19 protein-coding genes and 3 tRNA genes are annotated in these 18997 nt (G+C 68.0%); 20 read left to right on the plus strand and 2 right to left on the minus strand.

The genetic code is table 11. The features are described 5' to 3' along the window. Positions 1-161: 161 nt before the first annotated feature. The 10 genes from OG429_RS22695 to OG429_RS22740 all read left to right on the plus strand — a co-directional run bounded on the left by OG429_RS22695 (position 162) and on the right by OG429_RS22740 (position 6126). A tRNA-Thr gene (locus OG429_RS22695) sits at positions 162-234 on the plus strand. A gap of 48 nt (positions 235-282) precedes the next feature. Further along, positions 283-355 (plus strand) — tRNA-Met (locus OG429_RS22700). Positions 356-443: 88 nt separating this feature from the next. After that, on the plus strand, positions 444-608 hold the full coding sequence (rpmG, locus tag OG429_RS22705; RefSeq protein WP_003956487.1) for a 50S ribosomal protein L33: 165 nt from the start codon (positions 444-446) through the stop codon (positions 606-608). A gap of 148 nt (positions 609-756) precedes the next feature. After that, positions 757-1209: a MaoC family dehydratase N-terminal domain-containing protein gene (locus OG429_RS22710; protein ID WP_326588535.1), complete on the plus strand. Its 453-nt coding sequence runs from the start codon at positions 757-759 to the stop codon at positions 1207-1209. 1 nt (position 1210) lies between these two features. Further along, on the plus strand, positions 1211-1639 hold the full coding sequence (locus tag OG429_RS22715) for a MaoC family dehydratase (RefSeq protein WP_326588534.1): 429 nt from the start codon (positions 1211-1213) through the stop codon (positions 1637-1639). 351 nt (positions 1640-1990) lie between these two features. After that, positions 1991-2560 carry a TetR/AcrR family transcriptional regulator gene (locus tag OG429_RS22720; RefSeq protein ID WP_328927132.1) on the plus strand — a complete coding sequence of 190 codons (570 nt, stop codon included), beginning with the start codon at positions 1991-1993 and terminating at the stop codon, positions 2558-2560. A 78-nt stretch (positions 2561-2638) separates the two neighbouring features. Continuing rightward, positions 2639-4105 carry a DHA2 family efflux MFS transporter permease subunit gene (locus tag OG429_RS22725; RefSeq protein ID WP_405921752.1) on the plus strand — a complete coding sequence of 489 codons (1467 nt, stop codon included), beginning with the start codon at positions 2639-2641 and terminating at the stop codon, positions 4103-4105. Positions 4106-4182: 77 nt separating this feature from the next. Next, positions 4183-4581: a DUF3291 domain-containing protein gene (locus OG429_RS22730; RefSeq protein ID WP_328927133.1), complete on the plus strand. Its 399-nt coding sequence runs from the start codon at positions 4183-4185 to the stop codon at positions 4579-4581. Next, positions 4578-5693 (plus strand): UDP-N-acetylmuramate dehydrogenase, encoded by a 1116-nt coding sequence (locus tag OG429_RS22735; protein WP_328930378.1) that lies wholly within the window; start codon positions 4578-4580, stop codon positions 5691-5693. The genes OG429_RS22730 and OG429_RS22735 overlap by 4 nt, the downstream gene beginning before the upstream one ends. Positions 5694-5709: 16 nt before the next feature. After that, positions 5710-6126 carry a hypothetical protein gene (locus OG429_RS22740; protein ID WP_328927134.1) on the plus strand — a complete coding sequence of 139 codons (417 nt, stop codon included), beginning with the start codon at positions 5710-5712 and terminating at the stop codon, positions 6124-6126. Positions 6127-6129: 3 nt separating this feature from the next. Here the strand turns inward: OG429_RS22740 and OG429_RS22745 are convergent, their stop codons facing one another. Both OG429_RS22745 and OG429_RS22750 read right to left on the minus strand, forming a co-directional pair. After that, positions 6130-7149, minus strand: coding sequence for an adenosine deaminase (locus OG429_RS22745; protein ID WP_328927135.1), 1020 nt, complete (start codon positions 7147-7149; stop codon positions 6130-6132). A gap of 165 nt (positions 7150-7314) precedes the next feature. After that, positions 7315-8541: a pyridoxal phosphate-dependent aminotransferase gene (locus tag OG429_RS22750; RefSeq protein WP_328927136.1), complete on the minus strand. Its 1227-nt coding sequence runs from the start codon at positions 8539-8541 to the stop codon at positions 7315-7317. A gap of 192 nt (positions 8542-8733) precedes the next feature. Here OG429_RS22750 and OG429_RS22755 point away from each other — a divergent pair. From OG429_RS22755 to rpoB, 10 genes are all read left to right on the plus strand, one after another. Beyond that, positions 8734-8806, plus strand: a tRNA-Trp gene (locus OG429_RS22755). A gap of 106 nt (positions 8807-8912) precedes the next feature. After that, the gene (secE, locus tag OG429_RS22760) at positions 8913-9194 is read left to right on the plus strand and encodes a preprotein translocase subunit SecE (RefSeq protein WP_030388883.1); all 282 of its coding nucleotides are present in this window, start codon (positions 8913-8915) and stop codon (positions 9192-9194) included. 84 nt (positions 9195-9278) lie between these two features. Further along, complete coding sequence (gene nusG / locus OG429_RS22765; RefSeq protein WP_328927137.1) at positions 9279-10208, plus strand: transcription termination/antitermination protein NusG; 930 nt, start codon at positions 9279-9281, stop codon at positions 10206-10208. A gap of 171 nt (positions 10209-10379) precedes the next feature. Further along, entirely contained in the window at positions 10380-10814 is a 435-nt protein-coding gene (gene rplK, locus OG429_RS22770) for a 50S ribosomal protein L11 (RefSeq protein ID WP_008739735.1), read from the plus strand. Positions 10815-10902: 88 nt separating this feature from the next. Beyond that, a complete protein-coding gene (gene rplA / locus OG429_RS22775; RefSeq protein ID WP_030710300.1) occupies positions 10903-11631 on the plus strand; it encodes a 50S ribosomal protein L1 in 729 nt (242 codons plus the stop codon). 179 nt (positions 11632-11810) lie between these two features. Continuing rightward, positions 11811-12755, plus strand: coding sequence for a hypothetical protein (locus OG429_RS22780; protein ID WP_328927138.1), 945 nt, complete (start codon positions 11811-11813; stop codon positions 12753-12755). A gap of 50 nt (positions 12756-12805) precedes the next feature. After that, positions 12806-13633 carry a hypothetical protein gene (locus OG429_RS22785; RefSeq protein ID WP_328927139.1) on the plus strand — a complete coding sequence of 276 codons (828 nt, stop codon included), beginning with the start codon at positions 12806-12808 and terminating at the stop codon, positions 13631-13633. 250 nt (positions 13634-13883) lie between these two features. After that, positions 13884-14414 carry a 50S ribosomal protein L10 gene (gene rplJ / locus OG429_RS22790; RefSeq protein WP_008739730.1) on the plus strand — a complete coding sequence of 177 codons (531 nt, stop codon included), beginning with the start codon at positions 13884-13886 and terminating at the stop codon, positions 14412-14414. 110 nt (positions 14415-14524) lie between these two features. Beyond that, positions 14525-14908 carry a 50S ribosomal protein L7/L12 gene (gene rplL / locus OG429_RS22795; protein ID WP_328927140.1) on the plus strand — a complete coding sequence of 128 codons (384 nt, stop codon included), beginning with the start codon at positions 14525-14527 and terminating at the stop codon, positions 14906-14908. A 566-nt stretch (positions 14909-15474) separates the two neighbouring features. After that, positions 15475-18957 (plus strand): DNA-directed RNA polymerase subunit beta, encoded by a 3483-nt coding sequence (gene rpoB, locus OG429_RS22800; RefSeq protein WP_328927141.1) that lies wholly within the window; start codon positions 15475-15477, stop codon positions 18955-18957. Positions 18958-18997: the final 40 nt, after the last annotated feature.

The raw sequence follows: 18997 nt of genomic DNA on the forward strand, positions 1-18997 counted from the left end.
CGACGTGAGCCCGCGGAGTGAGCCCGCACACAATCTGGGGCGGAAGTGGCCGGAGAGGGCTCTGCGCTCTGATCGACAAAGGCTTCCGAACCCCCTCGGAGCCCGGTCCCCGCAAAGGATTTGGGCGATCGGCAGGCAACCGTGTAATGTCTTCATCGCTCGCCCCAATAGCTCAGTCGGTAGAGCGTCTCCATGGTAAGGAGAAGGTCTGCGGTTCGATTCCGCATTGGGGCTCTGGTGAGAGAGGTTCCCCACCCTCGGGTGGGGAGCGGATCACATCAAAGCGGCGTAGCTCAGTCGGTAGAGCAAGCGGCTCATAATCGCTGTGTCACCGGTTCAAGTCCGGTCGCCGCTACACACAGTAGCCGATTGCGGGGTCGGTCTCCCGGTCGGCTACTCTTGTATGCGTTCATCCGTCCCAATTTCCGTCAAGGAGCACTCACGTGGCTGCCACCGACGTCCGCCCGAAGATCACGCTGGCCTGCGTGGAGTGCAAGGAGCGGAACTACATCACCAAGAAGAACCGGCGTAACAACCCGGACCGTCTTGAGATGAAGAAGCACTGCCCGCGCTGCAACTCGCACACCGCGCACCGCGAGACCCGCTGACCCTAGCGAAGTCTCGTACACAGGCACCGTCATGAGGTCGTCCCCTTCATTGGGGGCGGCCTTGTGTCGTTTTCGCACTCTGTACCTGTGGCGTATGCCGCACCTGTTTTTGTGTCTTTCGTGTCCCTTCATCAGGAGGTAGTGAGTCATGGCTCTCGACCAGTCCTTCGTGGGGCGGAGCTACCCGCCCACCGATCCGTACGAGGTCGGCCGGGAGAAGATCCGCGAATTCGCGGTAGCGGTGGGTGACGCCAATCCCGTCTACACCGACCCCGAAGCCGCCAAGTCGTACGGCTACTCCGATGTGATCGCTCCGCCGACTTTTGTATTCGCGATCACTTTCGCGGCGGCGGGCCAGGTTGTCGAGGACCCGCAGCTGGGGCTGGACTACAGCCGCGTCGTGCACGGCGACCAGAAGTTCGCGTACTCCCGCCCCGTGCGCGCCGGTGACCGGCTTTCGGTGACCTCCACGATCGAGGCCGTGAAGTCCCTCGCGGGCAACGACATCATCGACATCCGCGGCGAGGTCCACGACGAGACCGGCGAGCACGTGGTGACGGCGTGGACGAAGCTCGTCTCCCGCGCCCCCGAGGAGGCCTGACATGGCAGCGCAGATCCAGTACGCCGACGTCGAGGTCGGCACCGAGCTGCCGGCGGCGTCCTTCCCCGTGACGCGCGCCACGCTCGTCCGCTACGCCGGTGCCTCGGGTGACTTCAACCCGATCCACTGGAACGAGAAGTTCGCCAAGGAGGTCGGACTGCCGGACGTGATCGCGCACGGCATGTTCACCATGGCCGAGGCGATCCGCGTGGTCACCGACTGGGTCGGCGACCCGGGCGCGGTGGTCGAGTACGGCGTCCGCTTCACGAAGCCGGTCGTGGTCCCGAACGACGACCAGGGCGGCCTGATCGAGGTCACGGCCAAGGTCGCGGCCAAGCTGGACGACAACCGCGTCCGGGTCGACCTGACGGCCATGAGCGCCGGCCAGAAGGTACTGGGCATGTCCCGCGCCGTGGTCGAACTGGCGTAAGGCCGCGAGGGGGCTGGGCTGGGCGCCGGGCTTTCGGGTTGGGGGTCGGGCGTCGGGGCAGGCGCCCGGCCTCGTCGTTTGGTGGGGCGGGGGCTTCGGGGGCGGGCCTCAACCGGGCCTCAACCGGGCGGCATCAGGGATGCGGTCGGTGGCTTCGGGCGGGCTGCTGTCCTTGGGCGGGATCGGGGACGGACGGGAAACCCCCAGCCCATCCCCGATCCCGCCCAGGGGCGACGAACCCGCCGTGATCCCGCCCCACGTCCCTGAGGCCGACCAGCAGACGTCCCGCCCCCCGAAGCCCCCCGCCCCGCCCCCTTGCTTAGTTAGTGATTGAGCACTAACTTAGAACGCATGGCAAGGATGAGCGCAGAAGAGCGGCGCGAGAGCGTCATTCGGGCGGCGATGCATGAGTTCGCGCGCGGGGGCTACTACGGGACCTCCACCGAGGCGATCGCCAAGCGGGTGGGTGTCTCGCAGCCGTATCTCTTCCGGCTCTTCCCGAACAAGCTCGCCATCTTCCTCGCCGCCGCCGAGCGGTGCATGCGGGATACCCGGGAGGTCTTCGCCGAGGCCGGCGAAGGGCTGTGCGGCGAGGAGGCAACGCGGGCCATGGCGAACGCCTACACCCGGCTCATCGCCGAGGATCCCGACAAGCTCCAGATGCAGCTCCAGATGTACGTCACCGTCGCCGCCGCCGAAGCGGCCGGGGATCACGAGCTCGGCGAGCTCGTCCGGAAGGGCTGGATGGAGCTGTGGGACACGGTCCACGTGCCGTTCGGCGGCGACGTGAAGGAGACCACGACCTTCATGGCGTACGGGATGCTGATCAACACCCTCGCCGCCATGGGCTTCCCGCCCGGGCATCGGGTCTGGGAGGGGTTGTACCCCGACGCCCACAGCAAGGGCCGCCTGGAGAAGTGAGGACGCGCCGCCTGTCCGGCGGGCCACTCATGCGCACGAAAGTTAGTCAGCAATAACTAACAATCCTCAGGGGGAATCGTGAACACGCAAGACCCGCAAGACCTGCAAGGCCCGGACACCAAGCTCCGCGCCCCCGCCGTCTGGGCCCTGGTCCTCACCGGCGTCGCCAGCTTCATGGCCGCCCTGGACAACCTCGTCGTCACCACCGCCCTCCCCGCCATCCGCGAGGACCTCGGCGGCAAGCTGGAGGACCTGGAGTGGACGGTGAACGCGTACACGCTCACCTTCGCCGTCCTCCTCATGTTCGGCTCCGCACTCGGTGACCGTTTCGGCCGCCGCCGGCTCTTCACCGTGGGCCTCGCGATCTTCACCGGCGCCTCCGCCGCGGCCGCGCTCTCGCCCGGCATCGACGCGCTCATCGCCGCCCGCGCCGTCCAGGGCGTCGGAGCCGCGATCATGATGCCGCTCACCCTGACCCTGCTCACCGCCGCCGTACCGGCGGCCCGCCGCGGCATGGCCCTCGGCATCTACGGCGCCGTCACAGGCCTCGCCGTCGCCAGCGGCCCCCTCATCGGCGGCAGCCTCACCGAGCACATCTCCTGGCAGTGGATCTTCTGGCTCAACGTTCCGATAGGCCTCGCACTGATACCCCTCGCCCGTCTCCGGCTCGCCGAGTCCACCGCGCCCGGTGCCCGTCTCGACGTCCCGGGCACCCTGCTCATCAGCGGCGGCCTCTTCGGCATCGTCTACGCCCTGGTCAACGCCAACTCCGAGGGCTGGACCAGTGCCCCCGTGCTCACCGGCCTGATCGTCGGAGCCGCGCTCGTCGGCGGGTTCGTCTACCACGGCTTCAACCACGCGAACCCCATGCTCCCCATGCGGCTCTTCCAGAACCGCGGCTTCCTCGGGATCAACCTGGCCAGCCTGCTGATGTTCCTGGGCATGTTCGGCTCGATCTTCCTGCTCAGCCAGTTCCTCCAGGGCGTCGCCGGCTACTCGCCCACCCAGGCGGGCCTGCGCATGCTCCCCTGGACCGGCATGCCGATGATCGTCGCCCCCTTCGCGGGCATCCTCTCCGACCGCATCGGCGGCCGCCCCGTCGTCGCCGCCGGGCTGGCGTTCCAGGCCCTCGGCCTCGGCTGGTTCGCGGCGATCCTGACCGCGGACGTCTCGTACGCCGCCCAGCTGCCGGCGCTGATCCTCAGCGGGATCGGCATGGCCCTCTACTTCGCCCCCGCCGCCAACGTCCTGATGTCCACCGTCGCCCCGGCAGACCAGGGCAAGGCCTCCGGCACCAACAACGCCCTGCGCGAGGTCGGCGGCGCCCTGGGGGTCGCGGTCCTGGCCTCGGTCTTCTCCGCCCAGGGCGGCTACGAGTCCCCGCAGGCCTTCACCGACGGCACGATCCCCGCCCTGTGGATCGGCGCCGGCGCGGTCGCCCTGGCCGCCGCGCTCGCCCTGCTCCTGCCGGGCAGGCCGAAGCCGAGCCCGGCCGCCCCGGGCCATGTCGCGGCGGTTCCGGACAAGGTCCCCGCGGCCGGCTGATCCAGTCCGGCAGACGTGCGACCTGAAGTGCCACTTCAGGTCGCACCGATCATGCGACCCCGCAAAGGAGTGACGTCATGCCCGACATCCCGTGGTCCACCCCCACCCAGGCCGCCCCCGACGCCGACGTCTACGTCATGGCCTCCCGCTTCGAGACCTCCACGCTCACCGGCGCCCTCAAGTTCTTCCTCAAGGCGCCCGGAATCATCGGCCAGATCCGCAAGGCCCCCGGCGCCCACGGCGTCGCCCTGCGGGCGCGCGTCCTCGGCCGCACCTTCCTGACCCTCTCCGCCTGGGAGGACCGGGACGCGCTCTACCGGTTCGCCGGCAGCGAGCCGCACCGCTCCAGCTCCAGGGCGGCCGCCGCCTTCATGAAGGAGTCGGCCTTCACCTTCTGGACCGTGAAGGCGGCCGAGCTCCCCATCAGCTGGACCGAGGCGGAGCGCCGCCTGGCCGAGCAGAAGACGGCTTACTGAGTCACGGTCCGTGGCCCCGCAGGGATGCGGCGGGTACGGACCGTACTCTTGTCCACGTGCAGGAACTCCACGACGCCCCCCTCGCCCCGCTGACCACCTTCCGCCTCGGTGGCCCCGCCACACGTCTGGTCACCGCGACCACCGACGCCGAGGTGGTCGCCGCCGTCCGGGCCGCGGACCAGAACGGCACCCCGCTCCTCGTCATCGGCGGCGGCAGCAACCTGGTCATCGGTGACCACGGCTTCGAGGGCACCGCCCTGCGCATCGCGACCACCGGCTTCCACCTCGACGGCACGCGGCTGGAGCTCGCCGCGGGCGAGAACTGGAGCGACGCCGTCGCCCGCACCGTCGAAGCCGGACTCGCCGGTATCGAATGCCTCGCCGGAATCCCCGGCTCCGCCGGCGCGACGCCCATCCAGAACGTGGGGGCGTACGGCCAGGAGGTCTGCGACACCATCACCGAGGTCGTCGCCTACGACCGCACCCGAGGCGAAACGGTCACGCTGAGCGCCGCCGAATGCGCGTTCACGTACCGCAACAGCCTCTTCAAGCACGAGCCCGAGCGGTACGTCGTCCTGCGCGTGCGCTTCGCCCTGGAGGACGCCGGCGGGCTGTCCGCGCCGATCAAGTACCCCGAGACCGCCCGCGCCCTCGGCGTCGAGGCCGGCGACCGGGTCCCGGCCGCCGAAGCCCGCGCGACCGTGCTGCGCCTGCGCGCGGGCAAGGGCATGGTCCTCGACCCCGCCGACCACGACACCTGGTCGGCCGGCTCCTTCTTCCACAACCCGATCCTGACCGACGAGGCCTACGCCGCCTTCCTCGCCCGCGTCCAGGACCGCCTCGGCCCCGACACCGCCCCGCCCGCCTACCCCGCGGGCGCCGGCCGTACGAAGACCAGCGCAGCCTGGCTGATCGACAAGGCCGGATTCACCAAGGGCTACGGCACGGGCCCCGCGCGCATCTCCACCAAGCACACGCTCGCCCTCACCAACCGGGGCGAGGCCACCACCGAGGACCTCCTCACCCTGGCCCGCGAGGTCGTCGCGGGCGTCCATGCGGCCTTCGGCGTCACCCTGGTCAACGAACCGGTGACGGTCGGCGTCAGCATCTGAGGAGCCCCGGCCGCCCATGCTCTGTCCCCGGCACGGGGCCGGTACGGACCCCACCCGCCTCGTGGGGCGCACGCTCAGCCGAGTCGTCGCGTCCTGGCACATCAGCGAAGGCGAGCGCTCCGAGGCTCCCCTCGACGTCTGGCTCATCGACAGCGTCGGCGACTGCATCCGCATCACCACCGGGTCCGACCAGTGCCTCATCGTCGAATCCGCCGCCCCGCACGAGCCGTACGACATGGGGGAGTGGGGCCGCATCGAGGTCGGCGAGGACCTGGGTGACCACCCCTTCCTGCGCCACCTCGGCGAGACGGTCTCCTCGGTCGCCGAATTCGCCCTGCCCGAGCAGGGGCGCACGCACCTGGAGATCGGTTTCCCGGACGGCCACCGGGTGCGCGCCGACTGCTACCAGGGCGACCTGCGGCTCACGCGCTGACGCTCACCCGGTGAGCCAGTGGTCGATCCCGGCCAGCAGCTTGGCCTGTACGTCCTCGGGCGCGGCCGAACCGCGCACCGACTGGCGGGCCAGCTCGGCGAGTTCCGCGTCGGTGAAGCCGTGGTGGCGGCGGGCGATCTCGTACTGCGCCGCGAGCCGGGACCCGAACAGCAGGGGGTCGTCCGCGCCGAGCGCCATCGGCACCCCGGCCTCGAACAGGGTGCGCAGCGGGACGTCCTCGGGCCGCTCGTAGACCCCGAGGGCCACGTTCGACGCGGGGCAGACCTCGCAGGTGATCTGCCGGTCGGCGAGCCGCTTGAGCAGCCGGGAGTCCTCGGCGGCCCGGACGCCGTGCCCGATGCGGGAGGCGTGCAGATCGTCGAGGCAGTCGCGGACGGAGGCCGGGCCGGTGAGTTCGCCGCCGTGCGGGGCGGCGAGCAGGCCGCCCTCGCGGGCGATGGCGAAGGCCCGGTCGAAGTCGCGGGCCATGCCGCGGCGCTCGTCGTTGGAGAGGCCGAAGCCGACGACGCCGCGGTCGGCGTAGCGGACGGCGAGACGGGCGAGGGTGCGGGCGTCGAGGGGATGCTTCATGCGGTTGGCGGCGATGAGGACCCGCATCCCGAGGCCGGTCTCGCGGGACGCGCTGTCCACGGCGTCGAGGATGATCTCGACGGCCGGGATCATGCCGCCGAGGAGGGGGGCGTAGGAGGTGGGATCCACCTGGATCTCCAGCCAGCCGCTGCCGTCCCGTACGTCCTCCTCCGCGGCCTCGCGGACCAGGCGCCGGATGTCGTCGGGCTCGCGGAGGCAGGAGCGGGCGGCGTCGTAGAGCCGCTGGAAGCGGAACCAGCCGCGCTCGTCGGTGGCGCGGAGCCGTGGGGGTTCGCCGGCTGTCAGGGCGTCCGGGAGGCGGACGCCGTACTTGTCGGCGAGCTCCAGGAGGGTCGATGGTCGCATCGAGCCGGTGAAGTGCAGGTGGAGGTGGGCCTTCGGCAGAAGCGTGAGATCGCGTGCGTGCTCCATCTGGTGATCCTGCCGTACCGCTGCGCCGGGCGGGAGGGGGTTTTACCTATTGGGGGCTTGCTCGAACGTGCGAGCGGGAGTGGTGGGGGGTGCGGGGAACGCCGGAGCGGCGCCTCCCCGACGGGGGGACGCCGCTCCGGATCCGGCTGTGGAACCGCCCGAGGCCTAGGCCTTGGCCTCCGCCAGGAGCTTCTGGATACGGGAGACGCCCTCCACCAGGTCCTCGTCGCCCAGGGCGTAGGACAGGCGCACGTAGCCCGGGGTGCCGAAGGCCTCGCCCGGAACGACCGCGACCTCGACCTCGTCCAGGATCAGGGCGGCGAGCTCGACCGAGGTCTGCGGGCGCTTGCCGCGGATCTCCTTGCCGAGGAGCCCCTTGACCGAGGGGTACGCGTAGAACGCGCCCTCGGGGACCGGGCAGAGGACGCCCTCGATGTCGTTCAGCATCTTGACCATCGTCTGGCGGCGGCGGTCGAAGGCCTTGCGCATCTCCGCGACGGCGTCCAGGTTGCCCGAGACGGCGGCCAGCGCGGCGATCTGGGCCACGTTGGAGACGTTGGAGGTGGCGTGCGACTGCAGGTTCGTCGCCGCCTTGATGACGTCCAGCGGGGCGATGACCCAGCCCACGCGCCAGCCCGTCATCGCGTACGTCTTGGCGACACCGTTGACGATGATGCACTTGTCGCGCAGGGCCGGGACCAGGACCGGCAGCGAGGTGAACTTCGCGTCGCCGTAGACCAGGTGCTCGTAGATCTCGTCCGTGAGGACCCACAGGCCGTGCTCGGCGGCCCACTCGCCGATCGCCTTCGCGTCGGCCTCGCTGTAGACCGCGCCCGTCGGGTTGGACGGGGAGACGAAGAGGACGACCTTGGTGCGCTCGGTGCGCGCGGCCTCCAACTGCTCGACGGAGACCCGGTAGCCGGTGGTCTCGTCGGCGACGACCTCGACGGGGACACCGCCGGCGAGGCGGATGGACTCCGGGTAGGTGGTCCAGTACGGAGCCGGGACGATGACCTCGTCACCCGGGTCCAGGATCGCGGCGAAGGCGTTGTAGATCGCCTGCTTGCCGCCGTTGGTCACCAGGACCTGCGCCGGGTCGATCTCGTAGCCGGAGTCGCGCAGGGTCTTCGCGGCGATCGCGGCCTTGAGCTCGGGCAGGCCGCCGGCCGGCGTGTAGCGGTGGTACTTGGGGTTGCGGCAGGCCTCGACCGCGGCCTCGACGATGTAGTCCGGGGTCGGGAAGTCGGGCTCGCCCGCGCCGAAGCCGATCACCGGGCGCCCGGCGGCCTTGAGGGCCTTGGCCTTGGCGTCGACGGCGAGGGTGGCGGACTCGGAGATGGCGCCGATGCGGGCGGACACCCGGCGCTCGGAGGAAGGCGTTGCAGAGGTCATGTCGGCAATCGTCCCAGACGGCAAAGAGGCGCCGCACAACGTTTCAGTTACCGGACCGGTTGATGCCGCGTCGGGTTCTGTTCGACGTCAGGGCCCGGTTCACGTACACTCACCTGTCGTTGGACCTCGCCAGCCGCCCAGAGCGTGAGCACTCCGTGCACTCGCTCGGATGCGGTAGGTTGGGGGACGCAAAGGGTCGTAGCTCAATTGGTAGAGCACTGGTCTCCAAAACCAGCGGTTGGGGGTTCGAGTCCCTCCGGCCCTGCTCCACACTCCTTCTCGGATGTGTGTGCGCAGGTACGTACTTCGATGCAACGCCGTGCGGCGCAACCGGGCGCGGTACGGCCACGACCCGGATTCAGGTGAGAGACGTGACGGACGCCCTGGGCTCCATCGACATGCCTGATGCCGAGGACGAGACTCGCGAGAAGAAGGCCCGCAAAGGCGGCAAGCGCGGCAAGAAGGGTCCTCTGGGCCGGCTCGCGCTGTTCTACCGCCAGATCGTCGCGGAACTCCGCAAGGTTGTCTGGCCCACTCGCAACCAGCTCACGACGTACACCACCGTGGTGATTGTCTTCGTCGTCATCATGATCGGTCTGGTGACCGTGATTGACTTTGGGTTTGAGAAAGCCATCAAGTTCGTCTTCGGCTGATCCCCGCGGGGGGCGGCGCCTTGATGGGTGTCGCCCGTTTTCGCATGTTCCACCACCTTTTGTATCCAGGAAGAAGCAGCCACCGTGTCTGACCCGAACCTGAACGCGAGCCACGACTCCGTCGAGTCCGTCGAGGACGAGCTCGACATCGTCGAGGCGGCAGACGCTGTGGACCCCGACGAGGCCGAGCACGCCGACGCCAAGGCGGGTGTCGCCGCCGAAGAGGCCGCGCTGCACGTCGAGGACGAGGTCGAGGCTGAAGCCGAGATCGAGGACGACGCCGAGGTCGAGCCGGTTGCCGACGACGCCGAGGAAGAGGGCGACGTCGAGGCCGAGGTCGAGGCCGCCGCCGACGAGGAGGCCGAGGAGGCCGCCGAGGTCGAGCCCGCCGAGCCCGTCGACCCCATCCAGGCCCTGCGCGACGAACTGCGCCTCCTGCCCGGCGAGTGGTACGTGATCCACACCTACGCCGGCTACGAGAAGCGCGTGAAGGCCAACCTGGAGCAGCGCGCCGTCTCGCTGAACGTCGAGGAGTTCATCTACCAGGCCGAGGTGCCCGAGGAAGAGATCGTCCAGATCAAGAACGGCGAGCGCAAGAACGTCCGGCAGAACAAGCTGCCCGGTTACGTTCTCGTCCGCATGGATCTGACGAACGAGTCCTGGGGTGTCGTCCGCAACACGCCTGGCGTCACCGGCTTCGTCGGCAACGCGTACGACCCGTACCCGCTGACCCTGGACGAGATCGTCAAGATGCTCGCCCCGGAGGCGCAGGAGAAGGCCGCCAAGGCCGCCGCGGAAGAGGCCGGTCTGCCCGCGCCCGCCGTCAAGCGCACCATCGAGGTCCTGGACTTCGAGGTCGGCGACTCGGTCACCGTCACCGACGGCCCGTTCGCGACGCTCCAGGCGACCATCAACGAGATCAACCCGGACTCGAAGAAGGTCAAGGGTCTCGTCGAGATCTTCGGCCGCGAGACCCCGGTCGAGCTCAGCTTCGACCAGATCCAGAAGAACTGATCCAGCTCTTCTGAGACACAGCTTCCGGACAGGTCAGATCGCCCCCTGAAGGGCGGTCTGACCTGCTCGGTTTTTAGCCCCGCAGCGATACCCGTTATCGTGGTGCGGTATGCCTCCATCCGGATGACCGGATTGGCGGCGAAAAACTCTCACTAGGACCCGGAGAGAGCAATGCCTCCCAAGAAGAAGAAGGTCACGGGGCTTATCAAGCTCCAGATCAAGGCCGGTGCGGCCAACCCGGCTCCGCCGGTCGGCCCCGCGCTCGGTCAGCACGGCGTCAACATCATGGAGTTCTGCAAGGCCTACAACGCCGCGACCGAGTCGCAGCGTGGCATGGTCGTGCCGGTGGAGATCACGGTCTACGACGACCGCTCCTTCACCTTCATCACGAAGACCCCGCCGGCCGCGCGCCTCATCCTGAAGGCCGCGGGCATCGAGAAGGGCTCCGGCGAGCCGCACAAGACCAAGGTCGCCAAGCTCACCGGCGCCCAGGTCCGCGAGATCGCCGAGCTGAAGATGCCCGACCTCAACGCCAACGACGTCGACGCCGCGATGAAGATCATCGCCGGCACCGCGCGTTCGATGGGCGTCACGGTCGAAGGCTGATTCAGCCACCCCCAGCACCACCAGTGGTAGGACCAAGCGCTGGTCCGCACCACGACTCCATGCCTGAAGCCAAAACACAGGAGCAGAAGTGAAGCGCAGCAAGACTCTCCGCGCTGCGGACGCCAAGGTCGACCGGGAGAAGCTGTACGCCCCGCTCGAGGCCGTCCGTCTCGCCAAGGAGACCTCCGCGACCAAGTTCGACAGCACCGTCGAGGTCGCCTTCCGCCTGGGTGTCGACCCGCGCAAGGCCGACCAGATGGTCCGTGGCACCGTGAACCTCCCGCACGGCACCGGCAAGACCGCCCGGGTCCTGGTCTTCGCGACCGGTGACCGTGCTGCGGCCGCGGAAGCCGCCGGCGCCGACATTGTCGGCGACGACGAGCTGATCAACGAGATCGCCAAGGGCAACCGCCTGAACGAGTTCGACGCCGTTGTGGCCACCCCGGACCTCATGGGCAAGGTCGGCCGCCTCGGCCGCGTGCTCGGTCCCCGTGGCCTCATGCCGAACCCGAAGACCGGCACCGTCACCATGGACGTCGCGAAGGCTGTCACCGAGATCAAGGGTGGCAAGATCGAGTTCCGCGTCGACAAGCACTCGAACCTGCACTTCATCATCGGCAAGGTCTCCTTCTCCGATGAGCAGCTGGTCGAGAACTACGGCGCGGCCCTGGACGAGATCCTCCGTCTGAAGCCGTCCGCCGCGAAGGGCCGCTACATCAAGAAGGCCGCCCTGAGCACCACGATGGGTCCCGGCATCCAGCTGGACTCCAACCGCACCCGGAACCTCCTCGTCGAGGAAGACCCGGCTGCTGTCTGAGCCTCACGGCTCTGATCGTCTGAACGGGCCTCTCGCCCCCCTTCACGGGGTGGCGGGGGGCCCGTTTGCGTGTTGAGCGCCACATATCCCGCCATCGGGGGCTAATGGCCGCGCGTCCCGTCGGCGGGGGAACGTAATGTCAGCCTGAAGAAACGATCATTCAAGGGGTGGGGACCTCCGTGTCTGTTTACCGGAAGAAGACCGTCGGCGCCGCTCTGGCCGCCGTACTGCTCGTGGGCGGCGCCACGGCGTGCGAGAACGGCAAGAAGGACGACTCGGGCAAGGCCGCCTCCGGCGCGTCCGCGCAGCCGAGCACGCCGGTGGCGGGCGGCTCCGCCACCGAGGCGCTCTCCGCGGCCTACAAGAAGACCTCGGCCGCCAAGTCGGCCAAGGTCCGCATGACGATGTCGATGCCCGCGGCGCTGGGCGGCCAGGGCGGCACCGTGGAGATGACGGGCGTCCAGGGCTGGGACCCGAACGTCATGGACATCACCGTGAAGGGGGCGCTCACGCCGGGCTCCGGCGCCGAGTCCATGCGCATGATCATGTCGAACGACGTCATGTTCATGGAGATGCCGGCCGACTCCCCGATGTCCGCGGGGCTGGACGGCAAGCGCTGGATGAAGCTGGACATCAAGGCGGCCGCGGAGGCCTCCGGGGACGCGGACGTGCTGAAGAAGCTGGGCGGCGTCGGCGGCATGGACCAGAGCCAGGACCCGGCCAAGCAGCTCGCCCTGCTGCTGAGCTCGCCGAACGTGAAGCACCTCGGTGCCGAGAAGGTCGAGGGCACGGACACCGAGCACTACAAGGGCACTCTGACCCTCGACGAGATGCTCGCGGCCAACGAGTCCGCCAAGACGCTGTCCGAGGCCGATCGGACGAAGCTCGTCGACGCGATGAAGAAGTCCGGCATCGTCGACTACGACATGGACGTCTGGGTCAACAAGGACGGCTACCCGGTCCACATGAAGGTCGCCATCCGCATGCCCCAGGGGAGCATGAACATGGACGCCTTCTACTCGGACTACGGCTCCGCGGCCACCGTCCAGGCCCCGCCGGAGAACGAGACCCTCGACCTCTTCGCCATGCTCAAGCAGCTGGGCGAGACCGGCGCCGGCGCCTGACCAGCCCGCGCACCCGGTCGCAGAAAGATCCATTCATGGGGGAGAACCAGATGAACAAGACTGCCCGGGCCCGGGCCGGTATCGCGATGGCGGGTACCGCACTGCTCGTGGGCGGCCTCACGGCCTGCGGCGGCGACAAGGCCGCCGCGGGCAGCGGCGCGGCGGACGGGGGCAAGTCCGCGCAGGCCAAGGCTCAGACCCCGGTGGACGCGGTGAAGGCGTCGTACGTGAAGACGGCGGCGGCCAGGTACGCCAAGGCCGAAATCTCCACCGTCGGGAAGGACGGCACGACCAGCGGCCAGTCCGGCACGAAGGCATGGTACCCGTCCGGCCATGACCTGTCGCTGAAGGACGAGAAGCACCCCGGCGCGCGGTCGGTCATGATCGGCGACACCGTCTACACCAAGATGGACAAGCCCATCGACGGCAAGTCCTGGATGCGGCTGGAGCTGTCCAAGGACGGGAAGCCGGGCGTCCGGCTGAACGAGGACCCGGCCGAGTACCTCGCGATGCTGCTGGGCCAGGAGAAGCTCACGCTGGTCGGGGCCGAGCAGACCGACGGCGTCGACGCCCAGCACTACAAGGGCAGCTTCACCAACGCCGACCTGCTCAAGGCGGACGAGTCCACCAAGGTCATGGAGGAGAAGAACCGCCAGTACCTCCACGAGTCCGTGAAGCACCTCACCGCCTTCGAGGTGGACCTGTGGATCGGCAAGGACGGCTACCCCGTCCGCGTCGACTCGGTGAGCACGGACGGTGACGGAACGTCCAGGACCACGGCGAAGTTCTCCGACTACGGCGCGGCCGCGCCGGTCGCGGCACCCCCCGCCGACCAGGTCATCTCCTTCGACGACGTGCTGAAGGGCAGCGGTTCCTGAGGCGATTTGCCTCGACTGGACCCCTTCACGTACGCTTCCCCAGAAGCCAAAGACCGCTGGTCGTTGCCGTGCCCGCAAGGGTGTGGCGGCCGAAGGATCCGCTGAGCGCGGACGTCCTGCGCAGGTGTTCGTGGAAAAGCTCCCGGAGTATTCCGGTCGAGCTTACGCCCCGTGCGCATGCGCCGGGGCGTTTCGTTTTGTTCAGCCCCTTCTGAGCGGTCCTCATCACCCGGAAGGAGGCCGACGCACTATGCCGACGCCCAACAAGGCTGCCGCGGTAGCCGAGCTCAAGGACGCGTTCCAGAGCTCGAACGCCGCCGTGCTGACCGAGTACCGGGGTCTCACCGTCGCGCAGCTCAAGACGCTGCGTCGCTCTCTCGGTGAGAACGCCCAGTACGCCGTGGTGAAGAACACGCTGACCAAGATTGCGGCCAACCAGGCCGGGATCACCGCGCTGGACGAGCACTTCGCTGGTCCGACCGCGGTCGCCTTCATCACCGGTGACCCGGTGGAGTCGGCGAAGAGCCTGCGTGACTTCGCCAAGGACAACCCGAACCTCATCATCAAGGCGGGTGTCCTTGATGGTAAGGCGCTCACCGCCGATGAGATCAAGAAGCTTGCGGACCTCGAGTCCCGCGAGGTTCTGCTCAGCAAGCTGGCCGGCGCGTTCAAGGGCAAGCAGTCTCAGGCTGCCTCGCTCTTCCAGGCGCTGCCGTCGAAGTTCGTCCGCACCGCGGAAGCGCTTCGCGTCAAGCTCGCCGAGCAGGGCGGTGCCGAGTAATTCGGCTCGCGCACTGATCCACGCCGCCTAGTGCGTGGGTCGTAGCGGGCCGTTACGCCCGCCTCTATATACATCCGGCACCTGCCGAATTAGTGGAAGGATCGCCCATCATGGCGAAGCTCTCTCAGGACGACCTCCTCGCCCAGTTCGAGGAGATGACCCTCATCGAGCTCTCCGAGTTCGTGAAGGCCTTCGAGGAGAAGTTCGACGTCACCGCCGCCGCGGCCGTCGCCGTTGCCGGCCCCGCCGCCGGTGGCCCCGCCGCCGAGGCCGAGGAGGAGAAGGACGAGTTCGACGTCATCCTCACCGGTGCCGGCGACAAGAAGATCCAGGTCATCAAGGTCGTGCGTGAGCTGACCTCCCTGGGCCTCAAGGAGGCCAAGGACCTCGTGGACGGCGCCCCGAAGCCGGTCCTCGAGAAGGTTGCCAAGGACGCCGCTGAGAAGGCCGCCGAGGCCCTCAAGGGCGCCGGTGCGGCCGTCGAGGTCAAGTAACACCTCTGGGGCCCCTCAGGGGCCCCAGCCGAGGGCGATCACCCGTAAGGGTGGTCGCCCTTTGGCGTACCCGTGGGGCCTGACTTGCCCTGCTCACGTTGGGGAGTAGGGTGATCTTCGTTGCCTCGAAGCAGGGTCCGGAGATGATCCGCTCGGAGCAGGGGGCCTTGACGAACGGGACGTGGCGCGCAATTCTCAGTCCCGTCGCAAGCTCGACCACCTCGATCCGAGATCCGAGGCATGGATCGACTACGAAGAGGGCAGTACTGATACGCGCTCTGTGTACGAGGGCCGCAGCGTTGGATGTTGGTTTCGACAACATGGGGAAGGCCTGTTGCCGGTTTCCGGAAACCTGGTCTGGACATCAGTGAGCCAAGTGGCTACACTGACCCTTTGCGCTGCCTGTTAGCTGTCCTCTGCCCGTCGCCAGGGACATGCCCACGCTTGAGCACACTTGATTGATACGCCCTGACCTGGACTTTCGACCAGATCGGGGGCGCCTGTCTTCTGTGTCGGCTGGGACCGGTACGCGCGTAGTGAGTCCGAGCCCTCGGAAGGACCCCCTCTTGGCCGCCTCGCGCAACGCCTCGACCAATACGAACACCGGTGCCAGCACTGCCCCGCTGCGCATCTCCTTTGCAAAGATCAAGGAGCCCCTCGAGGTTCCGAACCTCCTGGCGCTGCAGACCGAGAGCTTTGACTGGCTTCTCGGCAATGCTGCCTGGAAGTCTCGCGTCGAGTCGGCGCTTGAGAGTGGACAGGACGTCCCCACCAAGTCCGGTCTGGAAGAGATCTTCGAGGAGATCTCGCCGATCGAGGACTTCTCCGGGTCGATGTCGCTGACCTTCCGCGACCACCGTTTCGAGCCGGCGAAGAACTCTGTCGACGAGTGCAAGGACCGCGACTTCACGTTCGCGGCGCCGCTGTTTGTCACGGCCGAGTTCACGAACAACGAGACCGGAGAGATCAAGTCTCAGACGGTCTTCATGGGCGACTTCCCGCTCATGACCAACAAGGGCACCTTCGTCATCAACGGCACCGAGCGTGTCGTCGTGTCGCAGCTTGTCCGCTCCCCTGGTGTCTACTTCGACTCCTCCATCGACAAGACGTCCGACAAGGACATCTTCGCCGCCAAGATCATCCCGTCCCGGGGTGCCTGGCTGGAGATGGAGATCGACAAGCGCGACATGGTCGGTGTCCGCATCGACCGCAAGCGCAAGCAGTCCGTCACCGTCCTCCTGAAGGCTCTCGGCTGGACCACCGAGCAGATCCTCGAGGAGTTCGGCGAGTACGAGTCCATGCGCGCCACCCTGGAGAAGGACCACACCCAGGGCCAGGACGACGCGCTGCTCGACATCTACCGCAAGCTGCGCCCGGGCGAGCCGCCGACCCGCGAGGCCGCTCAGACGCTGCTCGAGAACCTCTACTTCAACCCGAAGCGCTACGACCTCGCGAAGGTCGGCCGCTACAAGGTGAACAAGAAGCTCGGCGCCGACGAGCCGCTCGACGCCGGTGTGCTCACCACCGACGACGTCATCGCGACGATCAAGTACCTGGTCAAGCTGCACGCCGGCGAGACCGAGACGATCGGCGAGTCCGGCCGTTCGATCGTGGTCGAGACCGACGACATCGACCACTTCGGCAACCGTCGTCTGCGCAACGTCGGCGAGCTCATCCAGAACCAGGTCCGCACGGGTCTGGCTCGTATGGAGCGCGTCGTGCGCGAGCGCATGACCACCCAGGACGTCGAGGCGATCACGCCGCAGACCCTGATCAACATCCGGCCGGTCGTCGCCTCCATCAAGGAGTTCTTCGGCACCAGCCAGCTGTCGCAGTTCATGGACCAGAACAACCCGCTGTCGGGTCTGACGCACAAGCGTCGTCTCTCGGCTCTGGGTCCCGGTGGTCTGTCCCGTGAGCGGGCCGGCTTCGAGGTCCGTGACGTTCACCCGTCGCACTACGGCCGCATGTGCCCGATCGAGACCCCTGAAGGCCCGAACATCGGTCTGATCGGCTCGCTCGCCTCCTACGGCCGCGTCAACGCGTTCGGTTTCGTCGAGACCCCGTACCGCAAGGTCGTCGACGGTGTCGTCACCGACGAGGTCGACTACCTGACCGCCGACGAGGAAGACCGCTTCGTCATCGCCCAGGCGAACGCCGCCCTGAACGATGAGATGCGCTTCACCGAGAACCGCGTCCTGGTCCGCCGTCGTGGCGGCGAGATCGACTACATCGCCGGCGACGACGTCGACTACATGGACGTCTCCCCGCGCCAGATGGTGTCCGTCGCGACCGCGATGATCCCCTTCCTGGAGCACGACGACGCCAACCGTGCCCTCATGGGCGCGAACATGATGCGCCAGGCCGTTCCGCTCATCAAGGCGGAGGCCCCGCTCGTCGGCACCGGCATGGAGTACCGCTGTGCGGTCGACGCCGGTGACTCGATCCGTGCGGAGAAGGACGGTGTCGTCCAGGAGGTCTCGGCCGACTACATCACCGTCGCCAACGACGACGGCACGTACACCACGTACCGCGTCGCCAAGTTCTCCCGCTCGAACCAGGGCACCTCGGTCAACCAGAAGGTCATCGTCAACGAGGGTGACCGGATCGTCGAGTCCCAGGTCCTCGCCGACGGACCGGCGACCGAAGAGGGCGAGATGGCCCTCGGCAAGAACCTGCTCGTCGCGTTCATGCCGTGGGAGGGTCACAACTACGAGGACGCGATCATCCTGTCGCAGCGCCTCGTGCAGGACGACGTCCTCTCCTCGATCCACATCGAGGAGCACGAGGTCGACGCCCGTGACACCAAGCTCGGCCCCGAGGAGATCACCCGGGACATCCCGAACGTCTCCGAGGAGGTCCTCGCGGACCTCGACGAGCGCGGCATCATCCGCATCGGTGCGGACGTCGTCGCCGGCGACATCCTGGTCGGCAAGGTCACGCCCAAGGGTGAGACCGAGCTGACCCCGGAGGAGCGCCTGCTCCGCGCGATCTTCGGTGAGAAGGCCCGCGAGGTGCGTGACACCTCGCTCAAGGTCCCTCACGGTGAGATCGGCAAGGTCATCGGTGTCCGCGTCTTCGACCGCGAGGAGGGCGACGAGCTTCCTCCGGGCGTGAACCAGCTGGTCCGCGTCTACGTCGCCCAGAAGCGCAAGATCACCGACGGTGACAAGCTCGCCGGCCGCCACGGCAACAAGGGTGTCATCTCCAAGATCCTTCCGATCGAGGACATGCCCTTCCTTGAGGACGGCACGCCGGTCGACATCATCCTGAACCCGCTGGGTGTCCCGTCCCGAATGAACCCGGGACAGGTCCTGGAGATCCACCTCGGCTGGCTCGCCAGCCGCGGCTGGGACGTCTCCGGTCTGGCGGACGAGTGGGCGCAGCGCCTCCAGGCGATCGGCGCCGACCAGGTCGCTCCCGGTACCAACGTCGCCACCCCGGTGTTCGACGGTGCCCGCGAGGACGAGCTGGCCGGCCTGCTGCAGCACACCATCCCGAACCGCGACGGCGAGCGCATGGTGCTCCCGACCGGTAAGGCGCGTCTGTTCGACGGCCGCTCCGGCGAGCCGTTCCCGGACCCGATCTCGGTCGGGTACATGTACATCCTGAAGCTGCACCACCTGGTCGACGACAAGCTCCACGCCCGTTCGACCGGTCCGTACTCGATGATCACGCAGCAGCCGCTGGGTGGTAAGGCGCAGTTCGGTGGTCAGCGCTTCGGTGAGATGGAGGTGTGGGCGCTTGAGGCTTATGGCGCTGCGTACGCGCTCCAGGAACTCCTGACGATCAAGTCCGACGACGTGACCGGCCGCGTGAAGGTCTACGAGGCGATCGTCAAGGGCGAGAACATTCCCGAGCCGGGCATTCCCGAGTCCTTCAAGGTGCTCATCAAGGAAATGCAGTCGCTCTGCCTCAACGTGGAGGTGCTGTCCTCGGACGGCATGTCCATCGAGATGCGCGACACCGACGAGGACGTCTTCCGCGCGGCGGAGGAGCTCGGTATCGACCTGTCCCGGCGTGAGCCGAGCAGCGTCGAAGAGGTCTGACGGGCCTGACGGGGGGCTCGCTCAAGAGCCCCCCGTCATC

This window comes from Streptomyces sp. NBC_00190 (assembly GCF_036203305.1).
Taxonomy (GTDB): domain Bacteria; phylum Actinomycetota; class Actinomycetes; order Streptomycetales; family Streptomycetaceae; genus Streptomyces.